This window comes from Bacillus sp. DE0042 (assembly GCF_007680225.1).
Lineage (GTDB): Bacteria > Bacillota > Bacilli > Bacillales > Bacillaceae_G > Bacillus_A > Bacillus_A wiedmannii.
Map to the genome: position 1 here is coordinate 1,029,213 of NZ_VEJP01000001.1, position 14,460 is coordinate 1,043,672.

Annotated in this window: 14 protein-coding genes and 1 other annotated feature; of the genes, 3 read left to right on the forward strand and 11 right to left on the reverse strand. The window is 35.0% G+C overall.

The window, feature by feature from the left end:
• Nucleotides 1-26 precede the first annotated feature (26 nt).
• Complete coding sequence (locus FS802_RS04955) at nucleotides 27-1,271, reverse strand: copper resistance CopC/CopD family protein (RefSeq protein ID WP_098654407.1); 1,245 nt, start codon at nucleotides 1,269-1,271, stop codon at nucleotides 27-29.
• A gap of 16 nt (nucleotides 1,272-1,287) precedes the next feature.
• Nucleotides 1,288-2,916: a multicopper oxidase family protein gene (locus FS802_RS04960; RefSeq protein ID WP_098654408.1), complete on the reverse strand. Its 1,629-nt coding sequence runs from the start codon at nucleotides 2,914-2,916 to the stop codon at nucleotides 1,288-1,290.
• A 247-nt stretch (nucleotides 2,917-3,163) separates the two neighbouring features.
• Here FS802_RS04960 and msrA point away from each other — a divergent pair, with 247 nt between their 5' ends.
• Nucleotides 3,164-3,700 (forward strand): peptide-methionine (S)-S-oxide reductase MsrA, encoded by a 537-nt coding sequence (gene msrA, locus FS802_RS04965; RefSeq protein WP_078183626.1) that lies wholly within the window; start codon nucleotides 3,164-3,166, stop codon nucleotides 3,698-3,700.
• Between the two features lie 163 nt (nucleotides 3,701-3,863).
• Here the strand turns inward: msrA and FS802_RS04970 are convergent, their stop codons facing one another.
• From FS802_RS04970 to FS802_RS04990, 5 genes are all read right to left on the reverse strand, one after another.
• Nucleotides 3,864-4,064, reverse strand: a complete 201-nt coding sequence (locus FS802_RS04970) for a hypothetical protein (RefSeq protein ID WP_000913390.1) — start codon at nucleotides 4,062-4,064, stop codon at nucleotides 3,864-3,866.
• 223 nt (nucleotides 4,065-4,287) lie between these two features.
• Nucleotides 4,288-5,184, reverse strand: a complete 897-nt coding sequence (locus FS802_RS04975; protein WP_144524910.1) for an RCC1 domain-containing protein — start codon at nucleotides 5,182-5,184, stop codon at nucleotides 4,288-4,290.
• A 164-nt stretch (nucleotides 5,185-5,348) separates the two neighbouring features.
• Nucleotides 5,349-5,990, reverse strand: a complete 642-nt coding sequence (locus tag FS802_RS04980) for a FusB/FusC family EF-G-binding protein (protein ID WP_000387068.1) — start codon at nucleotides 5,988-5,990, stop codon at nucleotides 5,349-5,351.
• A 110-nt stretch (nucleotides 5,991-6,100) separates the two neighbouring features.
• On the reverse strand, nucleotides 6,101-6,787 hold the full coding sequence (locus FS802_RS04985) for a DUF421 domain-containing protein (RefSeq protein WP_098654410.1): 687 nt from the start codon (nucleotides 6,785-6,787) through the stop codon (nucleotides 6,101-6,103).
• A 155-nt stretch (nucleotides 6,788-6,942) separates the two neighbouring features.
• Nucleotides 6,943-7,206 carry a CD3324 family protein gene (locus FS802_RS04990; protein ID WP_000878309.1) on the reverse strand — a complete coding sequence of 88 codons (264 nt, stop codon included), beginning with the start codon at nucleotides 7,204-7,206 and terminating at the stop codon, nucleotides 6,943-6,945.
• 326 nt (nucleotides 7,207-7,532) lie between these two features.
• Here FS802_RS04990 and FS802_RS04995 point away from each other — a divergent pair, with 326 nt between their 5' ends.
• On the forward strand, nucleotides 7,533-8,237 hold the full coding sequence (locus tag FS802_RS04995; protein ID WP_098654411.1) for a polysaccharide deacetylase family protein: 705 nt from the start codon (nucleotides 7,533-7,535) through the stop codon (nucleotides 8,235-8,237).
• A 38-nt stretch (nucleotides 8,238-8,275) separates the two neighbouring features.
• Here the strand turns inward: FS802_RS04995 and FS802_RS05000 are convergent, their stop codons facing one another.
• Complete coding sequence (locus tag FS802_RS05000; RefSeq protein ID WP_001088179.1) at nucleotides 8,276-9,613, reverse strand: sodium-dependent transporter; 1,338 nt, start codon at nucleotides 9,611-9,613, stop codon at nucleotides 8,276-8,278.
• A gap of 302 nt (nucleotides 9,614-9,915) precedes the next feature.
• Nucleotides 9,916-10,138, reverse strand: a binding site (T-box leader).
• Nucleotides 10,139-10,359: 221 nt separating this feature from the next.
• Here FS802_RS05000 and FS802_RS05005 point away from each other — a divergent pair.
• A complete protein-coding gene (locus tag FS802_RS05005; protein WP_000107876.1) occupies nucleotides 10,360-11,994 on the forward strand; it encodes a putative polysaccharide biosynthesis protein in 1,635 nt (544 codons plus the stop codon).
• Between the two features lie 38 nt (nucleotides 11,995-12,032).
• Here the strand turns inward: FS802_RS05005 and FS802_RS05010 are convergent, their stop codons facing one another.
• From FS802_RS05010 to cysK, 3 genes are all read right to left on the reverse strand, one after another.
• Nucleotides 12,033-12,857, reverse strand: coding sequence for a DUF4037 domain-containing protein (locus tag FS802_RS05010; RefSeq protein WP_144524912.1), 825 nt, complete (start codon nucleotides 12,855-12,857; stop codon nucleotides 12,033-12,035).
• 93 nt (nucleotides 12,858-12,950) lie between these two features.
• Nucleotides 12,951-13,463: a GNAT family N-acetyltransferase gene (locus FS802_RS05015; RefSeq protein WP_098654412.1), complete on the reverse strand. Its 513-nt coding sequence runs from the start codon at nucleotides 13,461-13,463 to the stop codon at nucleotides 12,951-12,953.
• A gap of 79 nt (nucleotides 13,464-13,542) precedes the next feature.
• Complete coding sequence (cysK, locus tag FS802_RS05020; RefSeq protein ID WP_098654413.1) at nucleotides 13,543-14,460, reverse strand: cysteine synthase A; 918 nt, start codon at nucleotides 14,458-14,460, stop codon at nucleotides 13,543-13,545.

Sequence of the window (14,460 nt, forward strand, 5' to 3'; positions counted from 1 at the left end):
ACAGAACTCCTATGAACATTATAATTTTAGCTTGTTACAGAATTCACCGGAAACGAAACTTGACTCATCCAAATACCAACTAATAATACGAGTATAGCTAGAACAATTTCTAAGAGCAATAAACGGCGATTAACTGTTCCAATATCGTTACCCCATGTTTTCGTTTGTCTCCATGCTACAATTGTAATTATACATACAGTAAGAATCTTTATATTTAAAAGGTTCGTCCATATTGAATTAAAATTAAAAAGCACCCAATTCCTTGTCTGTAAAAACACAATTAATTCCCCAGAAAGAAATGCTAAAATAAATGAAATACCAGCAATAATACTAAAATGTTTACGGAAACGCTTTTGATCAAATGTAATTTTGTATAATGTTGTCCACGCTATAACAAGAGCTAAATAAATAAGTGCTCCTAGCCACACTGCAATACTCATAACATGGACCATTCTAATTATAACTGCTGCCCAATTTGGATTAGTAATCCATACATGACCTGTGAAAGAAAAACTCGCAACAAGAAATCCCCAAACTAGCGCATACCATTCGTTCCCCATATGCTGCAAAGACATAAGAACTAATAATAGCAGTTGAATCATAATAATAACTGAAAATGGCGAATGAATAAGTAAACTCTCCTTCGGAATAATTGACTTATACACTATTAATTCGGCTATTAATCCTACTACAAGTATAGAGAAAAAAATCTTTTTCATATTCTTCATTCTTTGCAATATGGAAGGTAATCTATAACGTTTTACAAACATATCGAGCCACTTTACTCCTGCTCCAATTAAAATCATTCCCTCTACAATATAGCGTAGTGTTACTATCATAACATCTGAAAATACTGAGCCACTCCCACTCGCATTTCCCTCTACCACTACATTAGTTTGTACTTCTTCTCCAATTGAAAAGGGATAGCCTCCCTCACTCGGATGTCCGTCTGCAGAAATCATAGACCACCTTACTGTGTAAGTACCATTATTTAAGTTTGGTAATTTCACTTTTATTTTTGTTGGGTTATCTAATATTTCAACCTTTGATACTTGCACTCTCTTTGCACTTGGATCTAGCAGTTCAATATTGACTACATTTCCTGTAACTGGTTCACTAAATTCAAGAATAATCTGTTCCGGTTGTACTGTAAGAACCTCCCCCTCTTTAGGGGTGGCTCCTACAACACTTGTATGAGCAAATACACTACTATGAGAAAATAAAAATATACTTACACTTGTTAAAATAAATACTATCATTCTATAAAGCATGAAAACCTCCGTATTATTATTCTGGATGATTACCTGAGTGATCCCCGGTAGAAAATGGAGTAGTTACCCCCTCATAATTCATCATCGTATGCATTCCTTTTTCCGCATGAACGAGATGATGACAATGAACCATCCATAGTCCACTATTATTTGCCTCTAAAGCAATTTCATATTCTTCTCCCGGAAAAACATTAACTGTATCTAAGTAAATCGGACTTCCCTCCATTGGTTTACCATTTTTAGAAATAACTTGGAATGTATGTCCATGCAAATGCATTGGATGAATTTCTTCTCCCTTATTTTTAAAGCGAATCTTAACTTTATCTCCTTTCTCTACTTTAATGGGTGGAATATTAGGTGATGTCTTTCCATTAATCGTATACACCCATTTTTCTTGTCCATTTACATCTTTCACACCTTCTGCCAAATCCATATCATAGACCTTTGTAAACTTTGAATCTATCGTAAACTTGCCAACTTCTTTTTCTCCATATTTCGTAAAGTCAAACCATGGATAACTCTTTATATCAATAGGTTTTTTCGGCAAAGAACCATTCCCAATAGTCGCCGTTAACATTTGATTCATTTTCTTAGATGGATCCACATTAATAAGTTTTACACTCGTTGTTTCCGGCATTTTAAAAACAAGGTCATAATGTTGTGCAGCTCCCATCGGAAGAATTGCTTTATCTAGCTCGTCCCCACCTTTTATATCACGACCATCTAATGCGATAATTTGAAATGGCGCCCCAACTAATGTCATTAAATGCGTATTATTCCCAGCATTAATTAAGCGAAGGCGTACTGTTTCACCTGGTTTTGCATCCAATCGTAGACCCTCACTTGTATCATTTAATGTAAATACATCGTAATCATCTCCATCAGATAAATCTTTGAGTTGATCATTACTTGGCATCATTAACGGGCCTTCTAAAGTTTGCGCCTTTTCATTTCGAATATGATTGCTAGGGTAGCTATCCCAATCTTTATCTTGTTCGCCATTATGCTTACGAGTTTTTATGGCTCCTGTTTTCCATTCATGGATCGCCACTGTATAATCCTTTTCATATTTTACAGCTGGTTTATTCGGTTCAATAACAATGGTTCCAAATAGTCCCCGCTCCGTTTGTATTGCACTTTTTTGATGTGAATGATACCAATATGTCCCCACCTGATCAGCATTAAATGCGTATGTATATGTTTCACCTGGTTTTATAGCATTTTGCGTAACACCTGGAACACCGTCTACCACCGCAGGAACATCTAATCCGTGCCAATGGATTGTAACTGGTTCTGGCAATTCATTTTTCAAATTTACAACAATACGTTCACCTTGTTTAACTCGAATTTGAGTACCCGGTGATGTTCCATCAAAGGTCCATGCATCTACCTTTTTCCCATCTCCCAAATCTAAACTTGCTACTTTCGCCGTAATATTAAAAGTTTTTGTAACCCTTTTTTTGGCATCTGAATTAGCAATAGATGTAATTGATTCTGAAGTAGATGTTGCATCTGTTAACTTCTTTTTTTCATTTGTACCTGGGTAATTATTTATTAAAAAATATCCAAAAATAACCAACCCTAATAGTAAGCATGCCGCAATTAATATATTTCTTAAATCGCTTTGTATAAATTCCTTTTTCATATTAGTCTCTCTTTCATTTTTTGTTGTAAACTATTAATTTTCATATGTGGATTCATTGCCTATCACCTCACATATTCACTTCGATTTACATCATAACACTCAGAAAAAAAGAAACTTTGAAGGAATTTTAAAGACTTTATAAAGAAATATATTTCAATTTTTCTTTACTTCTAAATCTTTTTTATTGCGCAATAAAAAAAAATGTATAATACTATATAAAACATATACATTTAGGAGGATTACAACAATGTCCGAAAAAACATACGAACTCGCAACCTTCGCAGGCGGTTGCTTTTGGTGCATGGTAAAGCCATTTGATGAACTTCCTGGTATTCATAAAGCACTTTCTGGCTATGCAGGTGGTCATGTAGAAAACCCAACATATGAACAAGTAAAAGCTGGTACATCTGGTCATTTAGAAGTTGTACAAATTACATTCGATCCTTCTATTTTTCCATATGAAAAATTACTAGATTTATATTGGCCACAAATCGATCCAACTGATGATGGCGGACAATTCTTTGACCGTGGTCCCTCTTATCGCACTGCTATTTTTTATCATAATGAAACACAAAAAGAGCTTGCTGAAAAATCAAAACAAGCTCTTGCAGAAAGCGGTATGTTTAAAGAGCCAATCGTAACTGAAATTCGCCCGGCTGCACCTTTTTATGAGGCTGAAGAATACCATCAACATTTCTATAAAAAGAACCCAGAAAAATATGCTAATGAGCAAAAAGAATCTGGCCGTGAAGACTTTATAAAAGAAAATTGGCAAAAAAAATAATAAAAATGCATCGTACCTTTTAAGTACGATGCATTTTTATCTTTGAAAAAAGTGCCATGCAATGATGAGAACAACCGCTGTCAATGTCCAAAGTGCGATTTCATTTTTCACTCTACTCTTCTTCTTAGTCATTTCATTCCCTCCTAATAGCAATACAACATATTCAAGATTTCCTCTGTTTAATTGTCCATCTTATATACGTGAATACATCCGTACAAATTCTTATAACAAGACCACCAATGATTCCGATTGCAATTGAAATTACTAACGTCTGTCCAAAACTAAAAGTAGTTGTGTATGTTATGTAGAGAACAACGCATACAAGTAAAACATCCGGTAAAGAAAGCAAAAACTTTTTAAGCATTTCTTCAGCTCTCCTATGTCTTATTTATCTCTTCTACTGTAGCTTTGAAATAAAGCTTGTTTAAAAATTCTATTTAGACACTCATTTTACGCAAAAAGAATAAGAACCCCTTTTGAAAAGAGATTCTTATTCATCAAATGCAAATTTGATTATTTTCTACATATCCTTTACTATAATTACTCCTAAAATAGAATAATATTACTAATGATTTGTTGTACATTAACTATTTGCCAGGCAATCGGATGTTGCGCCAACTACCTACATCGCATTGACCGTATGTATTATCACCTACTGCTACCACGGTGCCATCTAATTTAAGACCGATCGTATGCGCACAACCAGCTGCTACCGCTACAATATCGCGCCAATCACTTACATTACATTGACCATACTCATTCCAGCCTACTGCCACCACGGTACCGTCTGATTTAAGTCCGATTGTATGATTTGTACCAGCTGCTATTGCCATAATATCTTTCCAGCTGCCTACATCGCATTGACCAAGTTTATTATTACCCACGGCCATCACTTTGCCATCCGATTTCAAACCAACAGTATGAAGGTAACCTGCCGCCAACTCCACCATACCACGCCATCCACTTACATTGCATTGGCCATATCGATTATTCCCCACTGCCGTCACTGCGCCGTCCAATTTAAGACCGACTGTATGCCAATCACCCACCGTGACCGCCACAATATTTCTCCAGCTACTTATATTACATTCTCCTTCTTTATTTCGCCCCACCGCTATTACCGTGCCATCCGGTTTAAGACCAATGGTACGACGCCATCCCGCCGCAACCGATACAATATTATGCCATTCGTTTACATCACATTGATCATGCTTATTCCACCCCACCGCTTCCACAGTATTATCACTTTTCAGAGCGATTGTATGAGCATTACCCGTGTTCGTCGCCATATGAACATTGCCCGCTGCGACTGCTTCAATATCACACCAACCGCTTACATTGCATTCTCCTTCTTTATTTCGCCCCACTGCCACAACCGTGCCATCCGATTTAAGAGCAACTGTATGACCACGACCTGCCGCTATCGTACCTTTAGGCCACCGTTTCACTTTTAACATTTCTTCTTTCGGTGAAATGTAATTCATGTTTTACCTCCTTGCATATAAGCAACTGTATCCAAATAGATATTTTTATCTAATTTCATTATAAATGACCCGACTTTTTTTATAAATTTACAGCTACAAAAGAAGCCTATTATTACTTCTTCAAAAAATAAAAACCTCCAGTTTCAATACTAGAGGTTTTTTCTTTATTTCTTCAATCGTTCAATAAAATCGTTCAATTTATCAAGTGATTTCATATTCTGATTACAAGCTACACCATCTTTGCAAATATAGTTTCCCTTTTTAACGAAAGTTCCTTGTACATCACCTTTAATTTCAACTAAAAACATCCCTACTTCTTCATGTCCATGACATAATGAACAAATGCTCTTTTTATTTAAACTTTGGAACGTTCCTTGCAGACCAACAAACTTATTTTTATCATTTTTCGCTATAATAAATTTCCTGCTTGACCCTTTATCAATCCAGCTTAAATAAGATAATTCTTTCATGTCCAGTTCTTCCATATCAGGAAGTTTTAACTTTTTCGCTTTAGGAAATAATTTTTTTAATGTTTGCGCTGTAACTTCCTGAAACGGAATGACATACGGATTTATTTTCATTAAAAACGATTCTGCATCTTCTCTATTTTGAACTGTTAATACCGTATCAATTAACTCTTTCTGTTCATCTGTTAAATTTTCAAATACATGTATTATTTTTTCAATCGCAAGTGATTTTAATGCTTGAATTACACCTCTATCATTTGCCGTTGCATGCCCATTTGCTAAAATATAAGCTTGTGATTTTATAAAATTGTATTGATCACTTCTAATAAAAGCTTCCATCTTTATCACTCCATACAAATTGTTGATCTAGTCTTATTGTATACAATGATTCAGCTTTTTGATATGTAAAAGATAACTTAGAAACAAATATTACATACTCCGATTATGTTCTACCGCTTCATTTCCTGACAAAAGAAACCATCGTCTGTTTTCCATTCTGCATATAATACATCCTCAAATTTAGTAATCCCTTTTTGCTTTATTTGTTTATAAAGCCATCCTTCATCAAAGCCTGCTTCTCTCAAATTATCTTTCACTACTTTTCCATCACTAATTAATGAAATCGGTAAGTATACAGGCTTATGTTTTAAGCTTAAATCATTTATAGTGGGAGATTCATATTTGCTCTTTTTCAGAACACTTATGTTTCCATTAGGTTCCAAAATCATATATTCAACTTCTCGGATTGAAAATATATCTTTTTGTTGTCTTAGCATTTGTTGTAATTGATTAATATCCAAATGATTTGAACTTAATTGTTCTCGGTCAATCTTTCCATTACGGATAATAATGGAAGGATATCCTTCAAAAAACCTTCTTGTTCCTCTTATTTTTTGTGTTATCACTTCTATTGTATAAATTAAAACCACCCATACAAATACTGAATATAAAATAGACCACACTTTAATTTTAGGGTCATATATTGAATTCCCAACAAGCTCACCAAGAACGATAGCAGAAATAAAATCAAATGGCGTCAGCTGAGATATTTGTGTTTTCCCTAATATTTTCGTAGCAATTAACAGAACAAAAAATCCAACTAAAAGTTCTATAGTTATTTGTCCAATATGATTCATATATGTTCACCTTTCTGCTTTTCACTCAAATACTATGTATACTATTTAGTAAAAAAACGGCACAATATTGCTATTATCATGCCCATTCATATCCAGTAGATACAAAGCAAAAAGAGTCTAGTTCAATTTAATAATTGAACTAGACTCTTTTATCTTCATTTAGAGTACACAATCTTTTTAATCGTTTCTCCGGAAAGAAAATGCTCCTCCGCAAGTTGATGAATGGAAATTCCGCTTTTAAACGCTTCTTTAATTGCTTTATTTCTTTCATCTAGTTGTTTTCTTCCTCCAGATCGTGTACCCCATTTATAATGTTTCGTTTCTTGTTTTGGAATGTAAATTGTTTCACCTTGTATATACTTTTGAATTTCAGTAATTAAACTTTCTGGTAAAACCGTCGCAGCTTTAACGTATTTCATTTCTGCTCGCCCCTTATTTTTTATGGTTCATTTCAATAAGGTGCAAAGCCAAATATAAAAAATGATACGAGCTCATTTAGGCGATTGTATATTACTTGTCTACCTCACGCAAAGTATCGCCATTTCCATACTTGGCTTTGCATGAGACGCTGCAGTGTCTGGCAATTGAATTATAATCGCCATATAAACACCTCCTAATATACCTTTTGTATTTTATTATATGATAAATTCCTTCCCCTTGCATCCACATCCTTTTTTAAGCATGAAATTACTTAGTTTGATATAATACTTTTTAGTCCAATCAAAAAGTATAGTGAGGTTGCGTTATGAAGAAAAAAATAATCATTACAATCGTTACATTATTCATTATTACTGTAGCATTATTTGGAACATACAAATTGATGAACGCAAGAAGTTTTCAATTATTTGGAGATGTAACAAACCGAGTAGAAACAAATGAAAAAGTGATTGCTTTAACTTTTGATGATGGCCCTACGAACAATGTAAAACAAATATTACCGCTACTAGAGACATACAATGCAAAAGCTACATTCTTTTTAATCGGAAATGAATTAGAGAAAAACTTATCGTTAGGAGAAGATATCGTACAATCTGGACACCAAATTGGAAACCATACATACTCTCATAACAGAATGGTTTTTAAAACACCTTCTTTTATTAAAGAAGAAATAGAAAAAACGAATTCATTCATCCGCCAAACAGGATTTACAGACGAAATTGATTTTAGACCACCTAACGGGAAAAAGCTAATTGGTCTGCCCTATTATTTAAATAAAAACAATATCGAAACAATCACATGGGACCTTGAACCTGATACTTTTTATAAATCTGCGGCTGATAAAATTGAATATGTTAATAAAAATGTAAAACCAGGTTCTATCATTTTACTGCACTCTATGTACGATGATTCTAATGAAAATTTACAAACGATTAAAGGTATTTTAGACTCTTTATCTAAGAAGGGCTATCAGTTCGTAACAGTAAACGAACTGCAAAAAAGAGCAAAATAAAAAGTAGCGTATCATAGAGCGATACGCTACCTTTCTTTTTAAATAATGCCAAGTACATTTAAGAATACGATAATTATCGCAATTGGTGCGATAAAGCGAAGTAAGAATAACCATAATACGAACAGTTTATAGCCTTTATTTTTACTTACACCAAGTTCTTTCATTAATACATCTTTCTTCATTTTTAAAGGAACAAAGATGGAAACTAATAAAACACCAAGTGGCATTAGTACGTTACTCACTGCATAATCCGCTAAATCAAAGATTGTCTTTCCGAAAATCTTCAGATCACTTAATATACCAAATGATAATGCTGATGGTACTCCAACAACGAAGATTAATAACCCTACGATTAAGGCCGTTTTTTCACGTTTGCCTTTACCTTTTGATGTTAACGACGCAACACTAATTTCTAGCATAGAAATAGCAGATGTAATCGTTGCGAAGAAGAACAGCAATAAGAAAATAACGAAGAACACTTTTCCGAACGCCATTTTACTGAAAATAGCAGGTAATACGATAAATAATAATCCTGGTCCTTGAGATGGTTCTAATCCAAATGCAAATACAACTGGGAAAATTGCAAGTCCTGCAAGTAATGTAATTACTAATGTTAAAGCTACGATAGAAAATGCTGAACGCGGTAAACTTTCTTCCTTCGGTAAGTATGAACTATATGTTACCATTACTGCTACACCGACCGATAATGAGAAGAACGATTGACCCATCGCATATAAAATAACTTCTGATGTTACATGTGAGAAATCAGGTTGTAAGAAGAAACGAACTCCTTCTCCCGCGCCGTCTAATGTAAGAGCACGAACAATTAATACAAAGAATAAAACGAATAGCGCTGGCATGAAATATTTATTTACTTTTTCAACACCGTTTTGTACGCCTTTACTTACGATAAAAATAGTAATAAGAATGAATAATAACTGTGCTCCTACTGCTAAATAAGGATTGGAAATGATTTCACCAAACGTAGCTTCGTATGCGCCATTTCCTTCCCATAGTCTACCTGTAATTGCATTCCATAAGTATAATAAAATCCATCCCCCTACAACACTGTAGAAAGAAAGTAATATGAAACAAGTTACAATCCCTAATTTCCCTAACCATGGCCATAATGTTTTTGGTGCGATTTCTCTATATGCATCAACAGCCTCTTTTTGTGTACTTCTTCCGATAACGAATTCAGCTAATAATAGCGGTAAACCAATTAATAATGTGAAACCGATGAAAATAAGGAAGAACGCCCCGCCTCCTCCGATGCCGGCCATATAGGGGAATTTCCAAATCGCCCCAAGGCCAATTGCTGAACCTGCTGCAGCTAATACGAAACCTAATTTCGATGTCCATTGCTGTGAATTCATTTGTTAATCTCCTCTCTGTCTCTTTTTCTTTGTTTCAGTTCAGTATTTATATTGTTCTATCAATACTCTTTTCGAATACGTTCACTTCCTCCCTAATCATAAAAAAACGCCCCTACGTAAATACGTAGGGACGACAAAAATATCGCGGTACCACCCTAGTTATGAAGATACAACAAAGTTAGGCCCTAAATAAAAAACGTCCCTACGCAAATACGTAGGGACGATAAATTATCGCGGTACCACCCTAGTTATGAAGCCACAACAAAGTTAGGACCTAAATAAAAAACGTCCCTACGTAAATACGTAGGGACGATAAATATCGCGGTACCACCCTAGTTGTGAAACAATCTTCACCACTTTATTTGATAACGGTATAAACTACCGTCTTTCATTTCCTCACAATGTGAGATTTATGAAAGATGCTCCAGGACGAACTTCATGAATAATCTATATACTGATTCACACCAACCATCAGCTCTCTGAAATAGGGAGATATTCACTACTATACCCTTTCATTGCCCAAATATTATTTTCCGAATTGATTACTATCATTTTTATCACACATTAAAAATAGTGTCAACTTATATTTTGAATTTTTATGTATTACATTCTATTTAAAAAATGTAAAATATGACTTTTAAATGAATAATATTAGAATATTTATGTTCCATACTATATTAACTTCTCTAACAGGTTTATAGTAGTATACGATAAATGCAAGACAGCACGAGTAGGAGGAAAGAATTTTGTCTACTTCAAAAGTTTTAAAAGGTACTGCTTTATTAAGTGGTGCAACAATGATTTCACGTATATTAGGTTTTATATACTTCTTCCCTTTTCAACTATTAGTCGGAACACAAGGGGTCGCTTTATATGGATATGCATACTCTTGGTACGGTATTTTATTAAGCTTCTCAACAGCTGGTATTCCTATTGCCGTTTCCAAATTTGTTGCAAAGCATAATGCGCTCGGTGATTATAGTACAAGCAAAAAATTATACAACTCTAGTGTAAAATTAATGCTGTTTATGGGCTTCTTAGGATTTTTAAGTTTATTTATTGGGGCACCATACATATCACAATTTATTATTCGCTCGAAAACGCCAGACCCTCAATTTATCGCCGACGTAACACTTACGATGCGAGCATTAAGTTTCGCACTTATTATCGTACCAGCTATGAGTGTTACACGTGGTTATTTTCAAGGATTTCAGCATATGAAACCAAGTGCTGTTTCTCAAGTTGTAGAACAAATTGCACGCGTTGTTTTCATTTTAGTTGGTAGTTTTATCATTTCAAAACTATTAGGGGGTTCCGTAGCTTCTTCTGTTGCAGTTGCTACGTTTGGCGCTGTTATCGGAGCGCTTGCCAGCGTTTCGATTTTAATGTTGTACTGGAAAAAATATAACAGATTAAAGCCTCCCGAAGGAGAATTAAAGTCAAGAGCATCCAATATTCCATTAAAAAATATTTATATGGAATTACTTCGATATGCAATCCCAATTGTATTTGTCGGTATTGCAATTCCACTCTACACGTTAGTAGATCAATATACTGTAGCTGATGTCCTTAGGGCGATGGGCGAGCCGTTAGAAACAGCGAATGCAGTTTTCGCTTATATAACGAACTACGCCCAAAAGTTAATTATGATTCCAGCTTCTCTTGCAACTGGATTCTCATTAACGATCATTCCGGCTATAACGAAATCTTATACAAGCGGGAAACTAGAAGAACTACAAGAACAAATTGCAAAGATATTTCAAGTCTTATTATTCTTCACTATCCCAGCTGCATTCGGTCTTGCTAGCATCGCTTACGATGCATTCCGTATGGTTTATGTAAATCCTGAAATTGCACTTGGTGGATCACAATATTTAATTTCTTTTGCACCTTCTGCTATATTAAGTGCGATTTTCACAGTGTCAGCAGCTATATTACAAGGAATCGATTATCAAAGAAAAACGATGATCGCTTTCTCAGTCGGTATTCTCGTTAAAGTTTTAGTAAATACACCGCTCTTACATTTATTTGGCGGACACGGTGCTGTACTTGGAACAATTCTTGGATACCTCGTTTCCAATGCTATTATGTTGTACTGCATCATTAAGTTTGCGAAATTTAAAATTGGTGAGACAGCAAAAACAGTACTTCTTATTACAATTTACTCCGCTGCAATGTCTGCTGTTGTAATTGCATTAAAAGCGATTTTAAAATGGATGATTCCTGGACAATCCTATATGGAATCACTTCTTATTGTCTTTATATGCGGCGCTGTAGGAGGGATTGTTTATCTTTTATTCGTCCTAACGAGTGGACTTGCTTCACATATTCTCGGTGATAGACTTCAACGATTACCCATACTAGGTAAATTAGTCAAATAAAAAGAAGGGAGGTAACTCATTGTTACATCCCTTCTTTTTTACTTCGCATATTGAATACGTTTTTGTTGTTCCGCAATATGTAATTTTGGCGCATGGTGTTCTACTAAATGTAATAGCTCTTCAATTAACACTTCTAACTCCTGTACACTATACTCCGGTTTCCCTATTAACGTATTTGCCATACGCTCGTATAGATTTTCAGGCTTAATAATCATTCGTTCCACATTATGTGGCATCCATTTAAATGCCGGGTGATGTACATACATTTTATTCAAACCAAATAAGACCCCAAATATATTTCTTTGCACTTCACAAATAACATCATATAACATAAGCCAGTCTTTTCGTTTTAAAAGCGCCACTCGATTATGCCAGCGATTACTTAACCAAAGATTTTCTGAAATCATCCGTTTCGCTAGGTCTTCTGGATATGCCACCACTCTATCTTTTAATTCATGTACTTTCTCTTCTCCATACAAACTAACACCATCATGAACGGATGATACGATACATTGTTTTTCATAACTTATATCATATTGATCCACCACATCCGAAATAACTTTCTCTACTGTTTCAGTTAAAAAGTTACTAATCTCTAATTTAATTCCCTCTTTTGTCAAATACGTTTCCGACCATTCTTCTTCCTCGTAAGGATAATATGACAAAATTGTTCCACCAATATGATTAATAGGCTCTTTACGATCCTCGTCCTCTGGTGGCATTGACCATAAAATATGTAATTCTATATCTGAATGTTCATCTTCTAGTTTTCTAGCTACTGAACCCGCTAAAATAATAGTCTCTACTTTCGGATTTCTCCTATAAATCTCCGACATTTCTATTGCTTTCTCTTTTAATCCCACTTCATTTCCCCCTATAATTGCAGTACACAGTTACCTTTTCATTTATCTATTTCGATATTATGCATTGCATTCCCTTTTCAATGTCCCACTAAATCATATTTCTATCCAATAACGCTGAACAATTTCCCCAGTATGAACAGAAACTACTTCATCTTCTAACATACCGCCAACCTTTTGAATCGTTTTAGCCGAAGCGATATTAACTTTATCGCAAGTTATTAACACTTTCTGTAACCCTAACTTTTGTGCTTCATCTAATGCAAGTTGTAGTTGTTTCGTAGCGTAACCTTGACGACGTTTATTTGGATGTACACTATATCCAATATGACCACTTTCCCTCAATAATTCTGAGTTTAGTCGATGTCTAATATTCACAAAACCTATAAGTTCCCCTTTTTCAAAACTTAAAAATTGACTAGACGGTACTCGATTACTTTGTAAGTTTTCTCCTAGTTCCTGTCTACTCACTTTTTCAAACCAATTATCGAGAGAATCAAAATTTTGTAAAGAACTACTACCATGTGGTTTTTCATCCGTATGTAAAAATGCCTCCCGATACTCTATAATTTGTTCGCTATATTCATTTGCTGGTTTTAATAGTTTCATTTTCATTCTCCCCCTCTTTACAACCTAAAACAAACAGCTTAATCGTGACAATTTCACGATTAAGCTGTTTCTATCAATTTCATTCAAATAATCCCATACTCAAATAACGTTCTCCTGTATCAGGTGCAATACATAAAACTTTTTTACCTGCGCCTAGACGTTTCGCTATCATAATTGCTGCGTAAACAGATGCTCCAGACGATGGCCCAACTAATAAACCTTCTTGTCTAGCTAAGTTTCTCATTGTCGTTAAAGCCTCTTCGTCTGCAATTTGAATAATTTCGTTATACACTTCTGTATTTAAGTTTTTCGGGATAAACCCTGGACTTGTTCCTACTAGTTTATGAGGACCTGGAACACCGCCTGATAAAACGGGAGATCCTTTCGGTTCTACTACTGCAATATATAAGTTTGGTAGCTTCTCTTTTAACGTTTCCCCAGTACCTGTAATAGTTCCACCAGTTCCTGCCGTTGCTACGAATGCATCAAGCTCGCCATCCATTTGTTCATAAATTTCAAGGGCGGTCGTATAACGATGAATATTCGGGTTTGCTGGATTTTCAAATTGTTGCGGAATAAAACTATTTGGTATTTGCTTTTGCAGTTCTATCGCCTTCGCAATTGCTCCTGGCATTCTTTGTTCTGCCGGTGTTAAAACTACTTCTGCGCCGTATGCTTTCAATAAATTTATACGCTCTTTTGACATATTGTCTGGCATAATTAAAATCGCTTTATATCCTTTCGCAGCTGCATTCATCGCTAAGCCTATTCCTGTATTTCCACTTGTCGGTTCAATAATTGTATCTCCTGGTTTGATGAGACCATTCTCTTCTGCAACGTGCAGTAAATTATAGGCAGCACGGTCTTTCACACTGCGTGACGGATTAAACATTTCTAGTTTCACATACACATCTGCTGCGTCTTCTGGAATAAATTTAGATAATCGGACGACAGGTGTATCTCCTATTAATTCTGTAACATTTTCACATAATTTCAT

What these genes read in the sequence shown, in the direction of transcription:
- FS802_RS04995 (WP_098654411.1), top strand. Translation starts at nt 7,533, where the DNA reads ATGAAGAAAAAAATAATCATTACAATCGTTACATTATTCATTATTACT.
- FS802_RS04960 (WP_098654408.1), bottom strand. Translation starts at nt 2,916, where the DNA reads ATGAAAAAGGAATTTATACAAAGCGATTTAAGAAATATATTAATTGCG.
- msrA (WP_078183626.1), top strand. Translation starts at nt 3,164, where the DNA reads ATGTCCGAAAAAACATACGAACTCGCAACCTTCGCAGGCGGTTGCTTT.
- FS802_RS04985 (WP_098654410.1), bottom strand. Translation starts at nt 6,787, where the DNA reads ATGAATCATATTGGACAAATAACTATAGAACTTTTAGTTGGATTTTTT.
- FS802_RS04970 (WP_000913390.1), bottom strand. Translation starts at nt 4,064, where the DNA reads ATGCTTAAAAAGTTTTTGCTTTCTTTACCGGATGTTTTACTTGTATGC.
- cysK (WP_098654413.1), bottom strand. Translation starts at nt 14,460, where the DNA reads ATGAAATTATGTGAAAATGTTACAGAATTAATAGGAGATACACCTGTC.
- FS802_RS04975 (WP_144524910.1), bottom strand. Translation starts at nt 5,184, where the DNA reads ATGAATTACATTTCACCGAAAGAAGAAATGTTAAAAGTGAAACGGTGG.
- FS802_RS05015 (WP_098654412.1), bottom strand. Translation starts at nt 13,463, where the DNA reads ATGAAACTATTAAAACCAGCAAATGAATATAGCGAACAAATTATAGAG.
- FS802_RS04955 (WP_098654407.1), bottom strand. Translation starts at nt 1,271, where the DNA reads ATGCTTTATAGAATGATAGTATTTATTTTAACAAGTGTAAGTATATTT.
- FS802_RS04990 (WP_000878309.1), bottom strand. Translation starts at nt 7,206, where the DNA reads ATGAAATACGTTAAAGCTGCGACGGTTTTACCAGAAAGTTTAATTACT.
- FS802_RS05000 (WP_001088179.1), bottom strand. Translation starts at nt 9,613, where the DNA reads ATGAATTCACAGCAATGGACATCGAAATTAGGTTTCGTATTAGCTGCA.
- FS802_RS04980 (WP_000387068.1), bottom strand. Translation starts at nt 5,990, where the DNA reads ATGGAAGCTTTTATTAGAAGTGATCAATACAATTTTATAAAATCACAA.